Source organism: Rothia mucilaginosa, assembly GCF_049990865.1.
Classification (GTDB): Bacteria; Actinomycetota; Actinomycetes; order Actinomycetales; family Micrococcaceae; genus Rothia; species Rothia mucilaginosa_I.
In genome coordinates this window covers 1,034,979-1,054,717 of the sequence record NZ_CP188231.1, presented here as the reverse complement: position 1 = coordinate 1,054,717, position 19,739 = coordinate 1,034,979, and the positions used below count along the sequence as shown (strand labels likewise).

Below are 19,739 nucleotides of genomic sequence, written 5' to 3'. Positions count from 1 at the left end.
ATACGGTGGGCCCGGGTATAACGAGCAACGAGCGTACATGAGGCATATGCTATCTCGCGCCAGGTTTATACGGGCTGGCGTGTTCGCTGGCGCCGCCCTCGTCGCGATAGCTTTTGGTTGGGGTACCAAACTGCTCAATGAGATTGGTTCAGAGTCCAAAACCGATAAGAAGCGGGATCAGGAGTTTGTGCGCCTGGAACCCACGGAGAAGTACAACGAGCTCCGTACGATGGGGCCTTCCTCCGGACCGCTCGTCTACACGGCGTTTGAACGTAAGGGCCGCTTCATTCCTGCCACCGAGGCACAGGCGGCTCAGAACGTGCCGTACCCTATTCAGCAGCCCGGAATGGATAACTACGACCGCGGCGGCCTGTACGCGTTCTTGGCGTACTTCTTTGCGTCGATGAACTACTTCTACCACACGGGCGATACTGAGCCTCTTTCTAAGGTCACGGACCCGGAAAAGGTACTCCACCCCGATATTCTCCGCCTGTACAGGGAGAAGCGCGGGTGGGTTATCTCGGCTGATAAGAATGTGCTGAGTGCCAACGTTGTTGATAATCTTGTTGCGGGTGAAAAGGCTAAAAATACGAGCCGAAATATCCTGGTGAGCACCCTGTACACGACTAAGGCTAAGGACCTTGCGTTTTATGTGACTGAGACGGGTGAGAAGCAGGATATCCGCAAATATTTGAAGTACCTGGGGCGTTTCTCGCTGGCTGTGGAGCATCTGCGTGGGCAGTGGGTGATTGTGGTCGACCGTGACGGCTACAGCAACCGCAACACCTACGAGCCAATCTACCCGCAAGGATTTGGGCAGCTGTAGCTTTCTCCAAAACCGAGGAAGTGCATCCGCAGGGGAAGCCACTATGAGGCTTCCCCTGCACCCGTTTAAATGGCAACAGAACCCGCAAAATAGCAAGGGTTGAAAGAAAGCGGTGAACGTGGGGTGAGAATAGTCAACGTGGAGCATAAAACCGCGCCGAACCAGTGAAAATATGCCGCCAACCCTCTAAAATAGAAAAGGAAAATTCCGAACAACAACCCCGCCCGGCATACCGCGCGGGAAAGCTAAGGAGCGAACTATGTCGCGTAAGCCCCTCATCGCAGGCAACTGGAAGATGAACCTCAACCACGCAGAGGCAGTCACCCTCGTCCAGAAGCTCGCATGGACCCTCGACGACGCAAACTTCAACTTCTCCGCAACCGAAGTAGCCGTCTTCCCGCCCTTCACCGACATCCGCTCCGTGCAGACCCTCGTCGAAGGCGACAAGCTGGACATCCTCTACGGCGGCCAGGACCTCTCCGTCCACGACTCCGGCGCATACACCGGCGAAATCTCCGGCGCATTCCTCTCCAAGCTCGGCGCAACCTTCGTGCTCGTCGGCCACTCCGAGCGCCGCACCTACCACCACGAAAGCGATGAACTGTGCGCAGCAAAGGTCCAGGCAGCATACAAGCACGGCCTGACCCCCGTCCTCTGCGTCGGTGAGCCCCTCGAAATCCGCGAAGCAGGCACCCACGTCGAGTACACCCTCGAGCAGCTGCGCGGCTCCATCGCAGGTCTGACCGCAGAGCAGGCAGAAACCCTCGTCATCGCATACGAGCCCGTCTGGGCAATCGGCACCGGCAAGGTTGCAACCGCAGACGACGCACAGGAAATGTCCGCAGCAATCCGCGCAGAAATCGCTAAGCTCTACTCCGCAGACGTTGCAGAGAAGGTCCGCGTCCTCTACGGCGGCTCCGTCAAGTCCTCCTCCGCACCCTCCATCATGGGCAAGGAAGACGTGGACGGCGTGCTCGTCGGCGGTGCATCCCTGCAGGCTGACGAGTTCGCAGCAATCGCACGCTTCGACGCATAAAACCCCGACGCACCATAGCGTCTCATAGCGTTACAGCGCCCGGCGGGTACCCATCCGACCGGGCGCTGAACCATTTAACCGCCAACGAGCTAGCGGCGGAGGGGCAAGAGGCTGGTGTATGAGCCAGCTGTGGAGGCGGGCGCGTTCGCCCCTAACCGCAAAACCCGCCCAGAACACGCCAACCCCGCGGTTCGCCCCGTACACTTAACGGCATGTTCAGCTTTGGTTTTTCCCTGGTCGTCGCAGCCCTCGTCGGCATGATTCTCTACAGCTACCTGCGCAACCGCAAAGTGAACGCCCCGCGCCTACCCGGCAATGACGGCGGCAGCATCGACTACGCAGGCGGCGCAGAATATCGGGAACCCTCGCCCGAATACCAGTACTTCGAGAGCCGCCGAGAAGCATTCCTCGACCAGCTCTACAGCCGTACCTCCTCACCCGAAATTCCCGTGACCCTCACCCTGCGAGACTGGGTAGACCAGGGCTTCTACACTGAAGGAGGCGCCTACTGGGCAGCCGCGCAGCAGTTCACTTACTACCTCATCGACGGCGGATACGTGCGCGCCTACGACACCGAAGGCGACGAACTCACCGCCCAGCGTGTGCTCACCGACCGACCCGCAGCCCTGCAGCTGACCCCCAGCGAATACCAGCGCCGCAGCAACCACGCCGCGTAAAAAGCCGCCTCAACGTGACCGAATGGCGGCGGTAGCGTATAGTTAAACCCGTCTGTCTGCACCCCGCAGCCCAGGCACCCCACCAGAAGACAACGAAGGAAGGTCCCCATGGACGTCATCATGAACGTACTCATGGTCATCATCGCCATCACCAGCGTGATCGCAGTGATGCTTGTGCTGCTCAACCGCGGTCAGGGCGGCGGCCTCTCCGACATGTTCGGCGGCGGTATGACCAACTCCCTGAACTCCTCCGGTATGGCGTCCAAGAACCTGATCCGCCTGACCGTCACCGTGATCGTCATCTGGGTTATCGCAGTGGTCCTGTACGGCCTGGCAATGCGCTTCAACGGCCAGATTGTCGTCTAGCCAGAGCCTCTAGCTAGAGCCCGCGCCCACCCCATCGAGGGTGAGCCAATAAAGCTTCTCCCCGGCACTTCTCAACCGAGAATGCCGGGGATTTTTTATGCACCAAACGGTAATGACGAAAGCGGTAGCGGGGCGCGAATCTTTACGGCATGATAGGACATATACACCACATACGAAAGGCAAAGAAGCCATGAGCGCCTACACCCTCGACTACACGTACACCGCACCGTCAGCCCTCATCGACGGCGCCGACTCCCTCGCGCTCAGCCTCGCCACCAGCGGCGGCAGCACCCCCGAAGGTGCCGCCTCCCACCCGTACTTCTTCTCCGGGTTCCTCGAACGAGCAGACGTCTACGCCACCGCACTACTGGTCGTCGCCAGGGTCGCCCGCACCCGCTTCTACGTGCCGCCCAGCTCCCTCGCCGGAGCCCTACGCGCCGCAGACCCCGTCGTCACCAGCACCGCCGAAGGCCTACGCTTCGAATCCTTCAGCGCCTGCTGCGGAGTGTACGCGCGCCTCGACGTTGACTCCAGCGCACTCGACGCCAGCCACAGCGCCGTAGGCGTCACCAACGTAGACGTCAACCCGCCCCTGCGCGCCGCGCTCGCCTCCCTCAGGGCAGGGGAGCCCATCCACCTGAACGTTGGCGACGACGGGCTGCTCACCACCACACTTGATGGCTCCGTCATGGAAGAAAAAGTGCCGCTGCCCATCCGCTGGCTCAAGGGCTTTGCAGAAACGCAGATGCTTTCATCCCGCATGAGTCCCGTGCACAGCCTGGACGCTGCCGCCGCCCGAACCTTCATCCACTCCCTGCCGCGTAACTCCAGCACCAAGGCGGTGCTGTGGGCGACCCGCGCCGTGCGTTCCCTGCGCCTCGCCACCCGCGCCACCGCCGGATCCGTATGCGTGGCGGGCCCCGAACGTCTGCGCGTGCTTGAGCCGCTCATCCGCCACATTCAGCGCCTGGACGCGTACAGTGAGCCCGTGACCGCCGGTAACGCGCCCGTGCCCAGCGTGTGGGTGGCGCACCTGCCCGGCGCACGCCTGAGCATTGGCCTGAGCCCCGAAAAGTCACGCGGGTTCTCCGGTGAGGGATCCGTGCTGCAGGCGCTGTCTAACCCGAACACCGCCCAGAACGCCGACATGCTCAGCGTGCTACTCTCCTTCGAGCCGCGCATTGACGTGCCCGTCATGTCTGCCCGCGCAGGCCTGGATGAGGCGGCAACCCGCGACGCCCTCGCCCTGCTGGCTTCCTCCGGTCAGGTTGGTTTTGACGCGCATGCTGGCGAGTATTTCCACCGCCCGCTGCCCGTGCATCCGGAGGCGCTGACCGCCATGCACCCGCGCCTAGTCGGCGCGAAAAAGCTTGCCGACTCCGGCGCTATTGAGCGGGTCGGTGCTGGGGAGCACGGCACCGGTGAGTACAGTGTGCGCAGCGGTGAGAACACGTACACTGTGGTGTTGCCCGCCGACCCGTACGCTGTGGAGGGGTACCTCTGCTCCTGCCCCTGGTGGTTGAAATACCGCGGTACGCGCGGCCCCTGCAAGCACGCGCTGGCGGTCAGTATTCTCTACCGCGAACACGCCGCCGGCTAGGGTAAACGCCCCGACATACCACGCACCGCACTAAAAGACGACGCCCCAAAAGCTCGCCTCAGCTTCCTTCCCGAAAGACCATCATGAGTAAACGCCCCGAAACGCACACCTTCCCCGAAGGTGTCATCACCGAGCCGCTCCCCGGCGAAGTCATTTACCCGCTCACCAGGCAACAGAAAACCTGGAGCGACATCATGCACTTCAACCGCAACCTCGCCAACATCCTGGCGGTCGGTGGTACCCTCGAACAGATTTACCGCCGCTGGCAGTACTTCGACATTGTCACCACCCCATTCGGCTCCCAGCTCGGTAAAAACACGCCCGGAACCGTCACCCAGGACCGCGTGAAAGCCTTCGCAGAGTTCGGCTGGTTCACCGGAGGCGTTGCGATGCGCCTAGCTGAGCTCTACGGCGGGGCGCGCCTCGAACACAACGAGGAATACTACACCGCCCTCATCAACTGTGACCGCGAGCTGATCCTCCCGCTGCTGCGTGAAGATAAGCAACTGCGTGAAGAGCTCATCTGGGGCATGCTCGCCGTCGAAGGCAACCGGGACGTATCCCTCACCCAGCGCGACTCCTACAAGCCCGCACAGAAGGTCAACAACCCCGGCTGGTCCTGCGCCCTCATCGAAGCCACCGAAACCGGGCTGATCAGCCGTGACCGCCTCATTGACGCGCTCTTAAGCTCCCTCATGAGCGACTTCCCGGCGTACCGGGTCGGCTGGTTTTCACGCCTGGTCACCGGGCTTAAACTCACCGCTGAAGAAATCGCGGCACGTCAGAGCGAATTTCTGACGCTTTTCTCCTCGCCCATCGGTCCGAGCGTAACCCTCGGTGTGCAGCATATTCACCGCCTCTGGAGCAAAAACCCGCAGGCGCTGGATGCCGCCGCTTTCGCCTACGCGGCACCCGCCGTATGCGCCGGAACCAAGGCAAACGCACTCAAAATCCTGACCATGCTCCAGGCGCTTTACCGGGCGGGCACCCTCGACGCTGCCGCCTGCGAAGACGCTGTGGTCATGGCGCTCAGCCACACCCACGCGCAGGTTCAAGCCGCCGCCCTCAACCACCTCGAAGAATGGGTGCAGGCTGGTGCCGCTGAGGACGCGAGCGCCGACGTTATCGTGTTCGCTGAGCGTGCCCGTGAACTCTACCGCGACTACCGTTCCCAGCTGGATCCGCTGGTTGTGGCGCAGATTCAGGAGAACGGCTCGCCGCTGCTTGAAGAAGCACAAGACCTGGAGAATGGACAGGGGAGCGGTGAGGAAAGCGCCCTCACTGAAGCTGCTGACATTGAGGCCGCCGCCGCGGAGGCGCTCGCCGCCTCCCGCACCGCAATCCACCGGTACTGGGACACCCCCGTGCGCCCCGTTACCGCATCTGACGTGCAAGAACGCGCCCGTGCGCTCCTGCACCACCAGGTCGCGCCCTGCGCCACCTCCGATACGCTCAACGAAGCAGACCAGCCCGAAACGCACGCCGGATGTGAGCTGGAGCTGGAACTGCTCACCGCCTACCTGCTCAGCGCCGACGGCACCGCGCAGAGCCCGAACCTGCTCGAACAGCTTGTTCCCCTCTGCCTGAAAAAGCTGAACCACTGGGGTCTGGATTGGTTCGACATGCGCGTGCATTTGACGGTTCTAGCCGCCGCCGGGAAGCTGCGTGAGCGCGAGCAGGCATCGGAGATGACCCAGAGGGAAGACCCCGGTACGGTGCCGAACCTGCACTACATGTACTCCCGCCACGCCGCGTTCTTCAGCACCGGCTTCAAGGACGCCCTCGGCGCGCTGAAGAGCAGGCAGAGCTACACGCCGCTTGCCACCCCTGAACTGCTCGGCGGGTGGGTGCATCCGGATACCCTGGTGCGCCGGTACGCCAAGAACCTGGCTGATGGAGCCCCCATCCTGCGCCCGGATTTCACGGCGGCGCTGTTGCGTGTGCGTGTGCCGGAGGTGCTGCTTCCGTACGCTACCGATGAGCAGCGACAGGACGCACAGAGCCGTCGCGCTGAGGCACTGGCCCTGCTTGAAAGCCTCGAAGAGCAATACGTGAAGAACGCTCAGGAGGACGCTCCGCGCTCTGCTCCTACCCAGATTCGTGTGCTCCGCTCCGCCCTTGACGGCACCCTCGCCACCGGGCGCGTGAACCCCTACCTGGAATCCATCACGGTATCCCAGAGGGAAAAGAGCTGGGGCCTTCAACTGAACGGGGTGATGCACGGCGCTTCCACCCCGGAGCTGAACGCTTTCCGCGGCCTCGCCACCGCCCACCACGACGAAGAAGGACAGTACGCCCTGCTCTACCCCTCGCGGGCAGAACCGCTGGCGTACTACTGCGCTACTAGCAACTGGTACATCTTGGATCACAGCGCCTTCGACCGGAGCCTGTATTTGGCATTGGCGGCGCATCCCGGCGTGTGGGGTCCCGCCTGCGCATTCGTGTTCGCTGCGGGTTTCTCGGAGCAGCGCGTTGAGATTCGTTCCCTCGCCGTGGAAATCATGCACCGCGTGCTGGACGATCAGCTCAGCCTTGAGGACGCCACGGCAGGCTTCGTGAACTTTGTGCCGCTGGCGATGCTGAACCGTTGGGCGCTCGCCCTGACCGACTTCGCCCAGCTGGATGCGCGGGCAGCTGTGCGCTTCTTCGCGCGCCTCATACCGCACCTGGATGTCGGGGCGAACTCGCTCGGTAAGCTACTGGGCGCTTTCAGCCAGGCGTTGGCAACTCTCGACTCTGCCACCCGTGCGGAGCTGGTGGATGAGCCATTGCGTGCCTGGTTGGGTTCACTGACCGGCTCTTCGCAGAAGGCGCGGTACGCCCGGAATATCCTCAAACAGGTGCAGGGCTAACCGCTCAACCCGTACCCGTCCAACACCTCCGTTCAACTCTTCACTACCTTCACTAACCCCCGAAAGCAGGTACCGATGACTGATACCGCCCAGCCGCATAACCCTAGCGAGCACAGCGCAGGTGAGCGCACACTTGAAGAGCGCCGCGCCGCCCTCAAAGCCCTCATGGCGGCAGAATCAACTGACGTGCAGGAATACCACGCCGTCATCAGCGGCTCCACCGAGGAGGAACGCGCATCCCTCGCCCGAACCCTCACCCCTAAGAGCGTGATCGGTAGCGACCACATTAACCGCACCCCGCTCGCCGCCTACGTTGCCGGGGCGCTCGTGCGCACCCCCGACGGCGACCCGTGGGAATACCATCGCTCCGCCGGTCGCGCCATGCGCACCCTGCTCTGGGAAGGTAAACCCGACCAGCAGCTGATTGATGCGTTCCTGCTCGGCGCCACCGAACGCCCCGAGGAGTGGATTCTGCGTTTTATTGAGGGGCTGCCGAACTCTTGGGCGCGCTCGAAGAAAATTTGGGAAACCTGCTACACGCTGCTTCGCGCCCGCAAGCTGAGCTGCGATGCCCCCGAATACCTGGTCCTTTTCCTGCACGAAGCCCTGCCCAGCGTGAAGAAGGGAAGCGCCAGTAATCACGCCCAGCTCAAAACCTTCTTCACCCGTGACATGACCCTGCTCGACCAGGAGTTCTGGGCGGTCTTCCGCACCGAGGGGGTGCTCTTCAAGGGGTACGGCAACTACATGGGAGAAAGCGCCGAACTGTGCCGCTTGATGGGCGAATACTTCGACATTCGCGACGAGATTCTGGACGCCCTGTTGCGCGGCCTGACCAGCGATTTTAGCGCCTTCAACTCGGCTGCGTTCCACTCCGTCTACACCGATCTGCAGCCCACCGACGCAGAAAACCGGGCACGCTTCGCGCAGCTTATGGCTGTCCTCACCGCCGACCCCAGCGCATCGGTTGGTTTCGCCCAGACCATGCTGCAGAACGTGCTCAAAGCCTGCGCACCCGCTGCCCTGCAGAAGAACGAAAACGCAGAGCTGGCACCGCTCGAACAGGTCGAGCTGGAACAGCTCATCGACGCACTCGGCGCGAACCTCTACCGCACCGAAAAGAAGATTCAGCGCGGTGCCCTGCGCTTGCTCAAGCTCATTACCACCCAGTACGCTGGTTTGAGCAAAGCCAAGCGCAAGAAGGCGCAAACCGCCGAGCAGCTGGCGCTCGCCAACTACGTTGCTGAGCGCATCCTTGAGGCTTACGAGGTGCTACCCCTGGAACTGCGCGGCGCCGCGGAAGCCTGCCTGCCCGAAGACCGCCTACCCCAGGCGGAAGAGGCGGAGGCGGCGGGCGCCTCCGTAGAGGTGCCGCCGGTGCTGTTGCGCGGCGTTGAGCGCCGAGAACCCATCGCATCCATTGCAAATTTGGATGAGTTCTGCACTCTGCTGACGGATGAGTCGAACACCACCTCCGGTCGAATTACCGGGGATGAATCTCCCAGCATTCGGGGAGAGAACCTGGCACGCCTTTACCACTTTGCCGCGACCGACAAGCTGGCACCGGCGGAACAGCAGCAGCTTCGCACCCTGCGCAAAATTGCTGACCATTACAGCTACAACAACGTCGCGTACATGCCTGCGCTCTGCGCCGTGTTGGAAGCTAACGCCGAGGCCGCGGGATACAAGTCTGAGGAAATTTCCGAAATGGCTTCGATCATGCAGCGTTTTGAACGTAGCCAGCTGATATGGCGGCGCTCCAGCGACCATAGCAAGCTCATTTCTACAGAAGAGATGGTGCGCCTGGTCGTCCAGAATAAGCACCACCTCTGGGACCCTGGCTACACGTCGCTAGAAGGCTACCGTGACCTCTACAAGATCTTCCGCGAGCAGATGCGTGCTGTCGCCGCCGGGGGAGAGTACCACACAGAAGGTCGCACGGTGCGTCTGCTGAGCGCACCACTACCTGCCCGTCAGCTTACCTACAGCGACTGGACTTATCGCACTGTTTCTGCCCTGGATATCCCCTGGAGCGTCTACTATTCCGGCCTTAATGACAGCAAGGTTGAGGAATACCGTAAAGCTAGCCAAGCGGGAGAACCCACCGGAAAATTTGTTGCCGCCGACTTTGTTCGTCATGAACCGATGTGGCAGGTCGAGAGCGATATCGTGGATACCGTGGATGAGGCGCGCGAGGCGCTGAGCCACGCAACCGCTAGCATGAGCCCCGAGGAGGCCATCGCCTACGAGGTGCTGAACACCGCGTTCATTCCCTTCACCTTTTTGCCGAATGCTTCTGAATCGTACGGCTGGCAGGGCGACTTCATGACGGCGCTTACCGAATGGGCGTCCTGGCTGCTTCAGAATAACCCGGACCTGCTCTCTGCATACTTCCTATTTGCCGCTTCGGAGTGCGTTGAGGAGAAGACCGTAACCCCCGTCCCCGTGCTCATGCGCGCGCTGAGGGAGTCCACCGTGCAGGTGGGCGCCCCGACCTGCACCCTGCTCGGCTATGTGGCGAGCGCGAAGAACCCCGAGTACCGTCTGGCGGCGGCAGAAGCCATCGCGGCACTCTTTGAGGCGGGCCTGCTGGATACAGGAACCTTCGCAGAGACCCTGAAGTGGGCACTGGAGGACGGGATGGTCCTTGCGAACCGCCTGGTGGCGACCCTGCGTGAGGTGTCGGCTATTAGTCCGCTGGCGGGTTGGCGTGTGCTGCAGGTTCTGCGTCTGCTGCTGCCGATGGTCGGTGGGCTGACGAAGGGTGGCGACTATGTGCGCCTGGCGGTTGAGCTTGCCGAACTGTACGGCACGCCGGTTGAGATTCCCGCCGCCCTGGAGCCGAAGATGAAGGGCTCCACGGTCATGGCGAAAGCACTACGCGCCCTGGCTGCTGTGCCTGCCCGCGAGACGGAGGAGGCGCTTGCCGCCCGCGAGGCTGCGCTCGCCCTGCTGGGGGAGAGCGGTGCCTAATACTGTGCCTGAAAGTGTGCATCCCGCGGTGCCTGCGTGGAGCGCCGAATACCTGCAGAATTTCCTGTGGCGCGTAGTGCCGGGGCGTTCCATGCGCTCTATGGATGATGAGGCGATTGCCGATTTTTTCAGGGAGCACCCGGAACACTGGGAAAAAATCTGGGCGCTGTTTACCGTGGAGGGAGCCTTGCCCTCGAATGGTCTCGCGGTCTGGTTTATTTATGATGCGCAGCTGACCATCTGCGGTCATGATTTCCTCGTGTATTTGGCGGAGCATTTTCCGCAGTATCGCGCCCGGATTGAGGAGGAGTGCGTTCAGGCGTTGCTGCGTGATTATGCGCCACAGAACGCCCGCGTTTTCTCGCGTGCCTTTGAGGCTCTGACGGCGGTTCCGAAGGGGCTGCGCGGTGCTGAACGTCAGCAGGCTTTGGCGGCTCAGGCGCAATCCTATGCTCGGCTCGGGGCGCTGATTCCGGCGTTGTTGGCTTCGCCGGTGGCGACCACGGCTGCTGTGGGTGCCCAGATGCTGCAGAGTGTTCTGCAGGTTTGCGCGCCCTCTGGCGGTTCTGCTCCTGCCGGTCAGGTGCCGCTGACTGCTGGTGAGCTTCAAACCCTGGTGGCGGATGCGCTGCCTGCCGCCGCGCAGTTGCTGTTTCGGCGTGAGAAGAAGCTGATGACCGCCGGTTTGAAGGTGCTTGAGTTGAGTGTTCGGGCGGTTCCGGGACGTGCCGTTGAGGTCTCTGGCTATGTGCAGGATGCTGTGGAGGTTCTTCCTCTGGAGCTCAAGGACCGCGCCCGGAAGCTGTGCCTCGGCACTGCGCCAGCACAGCCTAGTTCGACTCAGCCCGCCTCCACCCGGCCTGCCTCAAATCAGTCCGCATCAGATCAGCAGCCCCGTAGCGTGCAAATCCCGGATGTCCCTGCCCTTGGGTTCTCGGCCTCTGAGCTGAATGCTGCCTTCAACGCGGCGCCGCAGGCTGGGCGCGCATCCGAGGCTACCCGGGACGCTATTCGGGACGATCGGGATTGCGAAGAGCTGCTGTTCGCCCTCTACCACCTCAACGAGAGGGAGCAGTCTGCCCGCCGCATCCCTGCGCTGCTGGCCTACCTGCACCGGGCGCATCAGGAGGGGCGAGTCATTGAGTTCAGTCCCGCTTTTCAGAAGCATCTGCGTCGCTACCTGAGCCGTGCCTGGCATGACGGTCGCGACCAATTGCGGTATCTGGCGTACCGTCTGCTGGTCCAGCATGTACACGCCGCAGACCCTGACCCGCAGGCGGCACTCGCCGAGCACACGGGCCGTTTTCAGGGTGCTGATTTTCACTTCAAGGGGTACCCGCGCAAGGGTAGCGAATATTGGGCGTACCGGTCGCCCACGGCACTATTCCATGAGCAGTTGCGTGTTGCGTTCGGGGATCAGCCCTATAGTAGCGAGGGCGCGGCTGGGCAGGGCTTTGCGCCTCTGCTGGCGGAGCCGTTACCTGCGGTGGAGCGTTCTTTTGAGCGCACGGTGATTCGTTTCAAGTCGTACCGTGAGGCGCTTCCGAAGGTTCTGCGTGGCGAGTATGAGGTGAATGATTCCACCTATGATCTGTGGCAGGTGCCGGGGGAGGAACCTGCCACGGAGCGGAGCACGTTCACGGCGGCGACATACACGGTGGCTGGTGCCCGTGCGGAGTATCCGGGACGTTCCCTGGAACATACCGAGGTACCGTCTGTTGCCCTGATATGTGGCTGGTACGCCTGGGCGATGCGCCACAACCCGGACCTCCTGGCGGTGCAGTATAAGCCACTGCTGAGCGTGTATCAGTTCTCTCGTCTTCACGGTTTTGAGGAGGTTATGCAGGCGCTCGGTACGGCGGAGCGTGCTCTGGGGGTGCCGTCGTATAACTTCCTGGCGTGGGCTTCTGTAGTGTACGCCCCGGAACGTCGCGCGTTGACGGCGGAGACTATTGCGTTCCTCATAGACCGCGGCAACTGGGATGCGCGCCTTTTCGCCAGCGAGCTCGGGTACCTGCTGGAACACGGCTGGTTCGGGGTGAATCGCCTGGTGCAGACGCTGAACGATGTCGCTTCGCTGAGCCCCTTGGCGGGGTGGTCTATCTTCCAGACGGTGCGCCAGATTCTTCCGGTGCTCCCGCAGGTGAGGCAGAGTGCTCCCATCGTGAAGCTTGCCGTGGAGCTTGCCGAACTGTACGGCACGCCGGTTGAGATTCCCGCCGTCCTGGAGCCGAAGATGAAGGGCTCCACGGTCATGGCGAAAGCACTACGTGCCCTGGCCGCTGTGCCTGCCCGCGAGACGGAGGAGGCGCTTGCCGCCCGCGAGGCTGCGCTCGCCCTGCTGGGGGAGTCCTAGCCCGAAAAACCTACCTGCCGGTGAGGCTACTTGCCCCTTAGCTAGAGCCTCACCGGCGGGTAGAAACCCCCTAGTAGAAACCCCCCCGAGCATGCTTCGGTGACGAAACGGCTTGACCACCCTCGCGGGGCGGGAGTAATCTATAGGTAATGGCGGATCATGAAGAGTCCTACTTTCTGAAATATCTTTTTCTTATATTTGTCGGATTCTTCGCTTCCCGCCATTTTTCTTTTAACTTCCGTCCCGCATGGACCGGGTACCGCCCATGAACTGGGCACCACCGAAGAAGCCGAGAACCCGAGCTAAGTAGCTAAGCACCCCCGCCGGTCACCGATGACCAAACCCAGCGACAACTCGCGCCCACACCGCTACGATAAGAAAATAGACCACCACCGACGGTGACAGCCGGGTGAGACCAACGGAAAGGACGACCCGTGACCACTCCCTACGACGCATCCCCCTACCTGCAAGAATCACCCTACCTCAACGAATCCGCGTACCTTCACGGCGAAGCGCCCGAGGGCCTCAGCCCCCTCGTGCGCCTCATCCTGATGCGCCGCTACGGCGTGTACGTCTTCACCGACCTGTACGGCCCCTACTACCGCTCGAACTACTCGAGCATTAATGAGCGGCACCAGGCCGGCGTATTCGACACCGACCTGGGGCGAGTGTCCTTCCTGAGTGATTGCGGTCTGGCCCTCAGCGACGAGTCCCTCGCCCAGGCGCTGCGTGCCAGCGCCAACGAGTTTGCCCTGTTCGCGACCATCTGGTCTTACGAATACGGGTACCGCCCCGGTCGCGTGTTCCGCCGCGACTTTGATCTGCGCGCCCTGACGCTCACCGACGAGCAGCGTTACACCGAGCAGATCATGCACTACCTCTCCAACCCGTACTACAACCCGGACGGCACCGAGCGCATCCTGGGCGGTCTACCCGAGAACTACGTGCCCTACGAGTGGCAGCAGCCGATGAGCCGCTCCAACTTCGCGGCCATGGAACGCAACCGCCGACCCCTGCAGATGGTCAGCGGCGTGCAGAACGCCCTGATTATGGCGGGCGCCCTCTACCAGCAGCTGCTCGGTCAGCAGCAGGCGTACAACCAGACCGACCAGCGCGACCTGGTGGCGTTGCGCCGTTTCCTCGCCCAGCATGACGCTCTGCCGGGTGCCCGCCCGGAGAACACCAGCCGCGAGAACCGCGTGTTCATCGCCGCCTGCCTGCACCCCGAAGACGCTGAGCGTCTGCGCACCATGAAGGAGGCGCTCGCCCTCGCCGCCGCCTACTCGCGTCTGCGTTTCAACGGCACGGTGGGTGATCTGAGCCTGAGCATCGCGCCGCGCCTGAAGCTGCGCCGTAGCGAACGCACCCGCATCGCGCACCTGCTCAACCGCATTATTGATGCCGACCCGGTGGGTGCCCGCTACGACAGCGCACCCAACGCCGAAATGTACAAGCGCCTCGTCAAGGCGGTTCATCCCGGCGACTACCCCTCGCTGACCGCGCTGAGCCGCTGGGCTGACGACCTGTACCGCGGTGAGGTGTACAGCTTCGAGTCGCTGGTAGACCGCGCCTACGCAACTAAGGATGCGCAGAATGTGGCACGTCTGCTCTCCACCCGCCCCGGCGTGTTTGCACGCCAGCTGGTGCGCGCCCTGACCGCGTTCGAGGCGCCCCGCTACGGCATCGACACCGCGCCGAGCCCCGGCCAGCAGGTCATCTTTGACGCTTTTGCCGCCGTGGCGCAGCGCGTTTCCGCGCCCATCCTGGTGCAGATCCGCAACCTGGTGACCCTGCAGCGTAACGCGCTCGCGAACCCGCCGAAGGAGCGTCCCGCCAACCCGGTGGCGGTGCAGGAGGACCGGGAGCTCGCTGACTACGCGCGCCGCAACCCGGAGGGTGTCGCGAGGGTTCAGAACCTCATGCAGAATGCGGGTATCCCGAACCCGCTGGGCTCATTCTTCGGCGCGAATTCCGGCCCGGAGAATCCGCTGCCGTCCATTCCGGTCGGCTCCGAAGCTACTGCGCACCAGCGCGCAGAGCGTCGCGAGGCTTCCGGTCAGAAGGCTCAGCCTGCCGCCCCGCAGCGAATGAACCTGTCCAAGACCGGTATCGCCACCATGATTCCGGCGCGCGAATACAGCCCGGCGGTGCTGGACCTGCTGGAGCGCCTGGTCGAGATTGGCCTGTCCGGTCGTCTTGCCGAGACCAGCATCTACCTGCCCGACGAGGTGGGCGATATGGTCATGCCGCTGAACACCCGCAGCGCCCGCCCCTCCCTGGACGGTATGGGCCGCTACAACACCTCGACGGTGCACCTGCCGCCCACCGGCGTGATCCGCCTCTTCTGCTTCTGGGATGAGGGCGTGGACATTGACCTGTCGCTGATGATGTTCGACGCCGAAGGCAACTACATGGACAAGATCAGCTACTGGTCGCAGACCGTGAAGAACAGCCAGGGCGCCATTTACGCGCACCACTCCGGTGACATTACGGACGGTACCGGCGGCGCCTGGGAGTACATCGACATTGAGGCACGCAAGGCGCTCAAGGCGGAGGTGTGCTACCTCGTGCCGGTGGTGCAGCTGTACTCCGGTTTCGGGCAGGCAAGTACCCTGGACGCGGTGAACGACCTGCAAGCGGGCTTCATGGTGGTGCCTGCCGTGGGTGTGGGTGAGGTGCACGAGGTGAGCCAGGTGCACACCAAGTTCGCCCTGCGCGCTGAGAGCCGCGGCGTGCTGCCGTTCATCGTGGACCTGCAGAACCGCGACCCGTACGACATCCCCGAGGAGACCGACGCCATCGTGAAGGTGACGGACATCGGCCTTGCCCGCGGCATTAACGTGCTGCAATCCGGCGCGAACATCACCGCCGTGCGCGAGCACTTCGACTGGGCGCAGCCCATGACGGTGCGCGAGTACCTGCACCTGACCGGTGCGAAGCTCGCCCCGACCGCTGAGGAGGCGCAGGAGGTGCTGGAGGCGACGGTTCCGTCGCTGGCGGCACTGTACGTGGGCTTCGAGGACGACGCGGAGGAGGCCCAGGAACAGCAACCGCAGAATCCTGCCGCTGCTGAAAAGTAGACGGGCAGTAGGCGAGCGTAGCAAAGAGTGGAGCCCCAGATAGTCGAAACTATCCGGGGCTCCACTCTTTATCTTGATGCAGCCCAGAACCGAACCTTACGAGCGGTTCTCAGGTGCCAGCGACTCCTCGGTTGCAAAAATCAGGGTCTGCTTCTTACCGCGCGCACCCACCGCCGGGGTTTCCAGCAGCAGCTGAGCGTTCAGGTCCTCAGCGTCCAGCTTCGCGCCAGCCAGAAGGCGGCTGGTCGCATCCTGCTTATCCTCACCGGTGATGAGGAAGAACACGTGACGCGAATTATTGATAATCGGCAGGGTCACCGACACGCGCTCAGCCGGCGGCTTCGGCGAATCAGACACCATCACGGTCACAGCCTTACCGCCCTCAACCGGGTCCTCCGGCAGGCCGGTGCCCAGCAGAACCTGCTTACGGCCCGGGAACAGGGACGCAATGTGACCGTCCGGGCCCATGCCCAGCAGGGTGATGTCAAAGACCGGTGCGGGCCACTGGCCGCCACCGCCACCACCGCAGCCTCCGCCGCCGCATCCGCAACCGCCTGCGGGCTCAGCAGCCTCAGCATCGAAGTCTTCCAGAGTGGTCTCTTCGATGGACTGCTCAGGTGCAGAAGAACCGCAACCGCCGCCACCGCAACCACAGCCGCCGGAGCCGCCGTGCTCGTGACCTGCGCCGCCACCGTGACCGCCAGCCAGCGGCAGTTCGGTTGCGCCCTCGGGCATCTGCACGCTCACAGCCGGTGCGGAACCGGCGTAGTCGCGCATCTCGAAAGCGTAGTGCTCGGCGGCAGCCTCAAGACCGGTGAAAATATCGGACGGACCCATACGGTGCACATTACCCACGACCAGGCCGTGCGAAAGCAGGGGAGCGAGCAGCACCTCAATAGCCTGACCGTCATTGCGTTCGGGGCTACGCTCGGGCACGTAACGCTCATCGGAGAACCAGAAGTGCACGCGGGACCAGTCAATATCCTTCACACGCTCGTTCTCAGCCCACGCCTTCAAGGTGGCGATACCCATCGTGCCGCCGGTCAGCGAAATGTGGGCGATAGTGCGCTCAGAGAGCACGTGCTCAATGATGTCGAGGATGCGGGTCACCGCGTCCGCTGCGAGAGCCTCGCGGGTCGGGTGCGCCACCAGGGTGGGGGTGGATGCGCCCATGTTCTGAATCTTAGGCATCGAAAACCTCCGGGTATTCTTCGAGATCCAGCATGTCTTCAGGCTGGCAGGTATCGTCCACAAGGGTGACGGTGCACAGTGCCTGCTTCAGCACGTCACCGTAGGTGTCGTCCGGGTCGAGGCGGCGCAACTCCTCAGAGATGCACTCGGCGAGGGTGCGCACCGGCAGCGCAATCTGCTGATCGGGTGCGTACGGGGTGGAGATGGTCGCCACGGAAATGCCGGGGCGGAACATCGTCACGGAACCGTCTTCACGCTCAATGCTGACGCGGTACAGGCCGCGGTTTGCCGCACCGATGGTGGCGAGGTGTACGGGCGCTTCAAGCTTCCAGCCGAGCCAAGTACCGAGTAGCACCACGGACGGGGACTTGCTCGAACCCCACACGACCACGCGGCGCACGGGGGAGGAGGGCATCTGCTCCATGAGCGCTGCCAGCTGGGTGCGCCACAGGGTGAGGCGGGTCCACGCTAGGTCGGTGTCGCCGGCACGGAACACCTCGGTGAGGTGCTTGAGAGCTTCCTTCGGGTCCTCTGCGCGCGCAGAATCGGTGATACGACGCTGAGCGATACGACCGATGGAGTGCTGTGCCGGGTTCTCCGGCACCGAGTGCGGCCACCAGACCACAATCGGGGAGTCCGGCAACAGCAGACCGGAGATGAGTGCTTCGGTCGGGCGGGATGCGCTACCCCAGCCGCGCAACACAATCATCTCGGATGCGCCGGTGTCGCCGCCGAGGTGGATTTCTGCATCCAGCTGGTCGGGGTCGAGCGGGTCGTGGGAGATGTGCACAATAATGCGGCTCGGGTGTTCGTGGGAGGCACGAATTGCGGCGCGCATCGCTTCGCGGGAGTGGCCCTTTTCCGCGAGGACAACAAGGGTGAGAACTCGTCCGCTGCTGAGGCTACCGTTGGCTGCCGCCAGGTGGCTCAGTTCCTTGTTGATGGCGGAAACGGTGGTGTTATGCAGGTGCGAGATCACGGGCGCCTCCAAGCGCGGTTGTCACGCTCAAGCATTTCGTGTGCTGAACGCGGACCCCACGAACCGGACTCGTAGGGTTCAGGCTTAATGCGGTTTTCTTCCCAGTACTCTTCGAAGGGGTCGAGAATCTTCCAGGAGAGCTCGACTTCTTCGTGGCGGGGGAACAGCGGCGGTTCGCCGAGCAGAACGTCCAGGATGAGGCGTTCGTAGGCTTCGGGGGACTCTTCGGTGAAGGAGTGGCCGTAGCCGAAGTCCATGTTGACGTCGCGGATTTCCATCTGGGTGCCGGGGACCTTCGCGGAGAAGCGAATGGTCATGCCTTCGTCGGGCTGCACGCGGATGACGATGGCGTTCTGGCCGACCTGCGGGTTTTCGCTTTCGCCGAAGAGACGGTCGGAGGACTTCTTGAAGACCACGGCGATTTCGGTGACTCGGCGGCCCAGGCGCTTGCCGGCGCGCAGGTAGAAGGGGGTGCCTTCCCAGCGGCGGTTTGCGATGGAGACCTTCAGCGCTGCAAAAGTTTCGGTGCGGGAGTCTGCAGGGATGTCTGCTTCGTCGAAGAAGCCGTTGACGTGTTCGCCACCCTGGTAGCCTGCGGCGTACTGACCGAGCGCGAAGGAGTTCGGCAGATCGTCAATGCGGAGCGCTTCGAGGACCTTAGCCTTTTCGGCGCGCAGGTGCTTGGCATCGAGGCTGAGGGGCTCTTCCATGGCGGTGAGGGCGAGCAGCTGCAGCAGGTGGTTCTGGATGACGTCGCGGGCTGCACCCACGCCATCGTAGTAGCCTGCGCGGGAGCCGATACCGATGTCTTCTGCCATGGTGATCTGGACGTGGTCAACGTAGTTGGAGTTCCAGAGCGGTTCGAACATCTGGTTGGAGAAACGCATTGCCAGGATGTTCTGCACGGTTTCCTTGCCGAGGTAGTGATCGATGCGGAACACTGCGTCGGGCGGGAAGACTGCCTCCACGATGGAGTTCAGTTCGCGTGCACTTTCAAGGTTGTGACCGAAGGGCTTTTCGATGACCACGCGGCGCCAACCGTCGACGGGGTTGACGGTGTCGTTATCGCGGGATGCGAGGTCGTGTTCGGCGAGCTTGGTGAGGACCTGCTCGAATGCCTTCGGGGGAATCGACAGGTAGAAGGCGTGGTTGCCGTGGGCACCGCGTTCGTCGAGTTCGGTGAGGGTGCTCTTGAGCTGTTCATAGGCTGCGTCGTCGTCAAAGGCGCCTACGACGAATCGCATGCCCTGCTGGAACTGGTTCCATACGTCTTCGCGGAAGGGGGTACGGGCGTGTGCTTCAACGGATTCGCGTACGTAGGAGCGGAAATCGTCATCGCTCCAGGGGCGGCGGCCGAAGCCGACAAGGCCGAAGCTCGGCGGGAGCAAACCGCGGTTCATGAGGTCATACACTGCCGGAAGCAGCTTCTTGCGGGCCAGGTCACCGGTTACGCCAAAGAAGACGAGCGCGGACGGCCCCGCAATGCGGGTAATGCGGCGGTCGCGAGTGTCCCTGAGGGGGTTCGCTTCATGACCGATAGTCACAATATATTCCTTTGATTGCCTTGGTTGGTTCGTGCGGCGCGCGGTTCGTACCTTTATTCGCGCGGAGGCGAAGCCGCATTCTGGAAGGTGTGTACCCTGTATTGTACCGGTTTTGACGGGATTGTTTCAGTGGCACCCTAATTCGCCGAGGTTCCCCGAGCGGTGAAGCTCTGGCGGGAACCCCGGCAGATTGGATAGGGGTGCCATGGTGCGCATCGGGCGGTGCACACCGACAGCGGTTAGTGCCGCACTATATTTT

Annotated in this window: 12 protein-coding genes; 9 read left to right on the top strand and 3 right to left on the bottom strand. The window is 62.7% G+C overall.

All coding sequences use genetic code 11. The features are described 5' to 3' along the window. The first annotated feature begins 79 nt into the window (after positions 1–79). The 9 genes from ACP3RB_RS04190 to ACP3RB_RS04150 all read left to right on the top strand — a co-directional run bounded on the left by ACP3RB_RS04190 (position 80) and on the right by ACP3RB_RS04150 (position 15,766). Positions 80–826, top strand: coding sequence for a DUF6318 family protein (locus tag ACP3RB_RS04190; protein WP_426699527.1), 747 nt, complete (start codon positions 80–82; stop codon positions 824–826). 259 nt (positions 827–1,085) lie between these two features. Beyond that, on the top strand, positions 1,086–1,862 hold the full coding sequence (tpiA, locus tag ACP3RB_RS04185) for a triose-phosphate isomerase (RefSeq protein ID WP_005509126.1): 777 nt from the start codon (positions 1,086–1,088) through the stop codon (positions 1,860–1,862). A 212-nt stretch (positions 1,863–2,074) separates the two neighbouring features. Beyond that, on the top strand, positions 2,075–2,539 hold the full coding sequence (locus ACP3RB_RS04180; protein WP_426699526.1) for a hypothetical protein: 465 nt from the start codon (positions 2,075–2,077) through the stop codon (positions 2,537–2,539). Positions 2,540–2,647: 108 nt separating this feature from the next. Continuing rightward, a complete protein-coding gene (gene secG / locus ACP3RB_RS04175) occupies positions 2,648–2,905 on the top strand; it encodes a preprotein translocase subunit SecG (RefSeq protein ID WP_005506130.1) in 258 nt (85 codons plus the stop codon). 190 nt (positions 2,906–3,095) lie between these two features. After that, positions 3,096–4,505, top strand: a complete 1,410-nt coding sequence (locus tag ACP3RB_RS04170; RefSeq protein WP_426699525.1) for an SWIM zinc finger family protein — start codon at positions 3,096–3,098, stop codon at positions 4,503–4,505. A gap of 83 nt (positions 4,506–4,588) precedes the next feature. After that, entirely contained in the window at positions 4,589–7,357 is a 2,769-nt protein-coding gene (locus ACP3RB_RS04165) for a DUF6493 family protein (RefSeq protein ID WP_426699524.1), read from the top strand. Positions 7,358–7,432: 75 nt separating this feature from the next. Beyond that, entirely contained in the window at positions 7,433–10,330 is a 2,898-nt protein-coding gene (locus ACP3RB_RS04160; RefSeq protein ID WP_426699523.1) for an endonuclease, read from the top strand. Between the two features lie 91 nt (positions 10,331–10,421). Beyond that, a complete protein-coding gene (locus tag ACP3RB_RS04155) occupies positions 10,422–12,686 on the top strand; it encodes a DUF6493 family protein (RefSeq protein WP_426699522.1) in 2,265 nt (754 codons plus the stop codon). A 434-nt stretch (positions 12,687–13,120) separates the two neighbouring features. Next, entirely contained in the window at positions 13,121–15,766 is a 2,646-nt protein-coding gene (locus tag ACP3RB_RS04150; RefSeq protein ID WP_426699521.1) for a hypothetical protein, read from the top strand. 96 nt (positions 15,767–15,862) lie between these two features. Here ACP3RB_RS04150 and ACP3RB_RS04145 read toward each other — a convergent pair whose 3' ends face one another. The 3 genes from ACP3RB_RS04145 to zwf are packed head-to-tail and all read right to left on the bottom strand — an operon-like array spanning position 15,863 to position 19,480. After that, a complete protein-coding gene (locus ACP3RB_RS04145; protein WP_426699520.1) occupies positions 15,863–16,957 on the bottom strand; it encodes a 6-phosphogluconolactonase in 1,095 nt (364 codons plus the stop codon). Then, positions 16,950–17,936: a glucose-6-phosphate dehydrogenase assembly protein OpcA gene (locus ACP3RB_RS04140; protein WP_426699519.1), complete on the bottom strand. Its 987-nt coding sequence runs from the start codon at positions 17,934–17,936 to the stop codon at positions 16,950–16,952. Before ACP3RB_RS04140 ends, ACP3RB_RS04145 begins: the two co-directional genes overlap by 8 nt. Beyond that, positions 17,933–19,480: a glucose-6-phosphate dehydrogenase gene (zwf, locus tag ACP3RB_RS04135; RefSeq protein WP_426699518.1), complete on the bottom strand. Its 1,548-nt coding sequence runs from the start codon at positions 19,478–19,480 to the stop codon at positions 17,933–17,935. The genes ACP3RB_RS04140 and zwf overlap by 4 nt, the downstream gene beginning before the upstream one ends. Positions 19,481–19,739 lie beyond the last annotated feature (259 nt).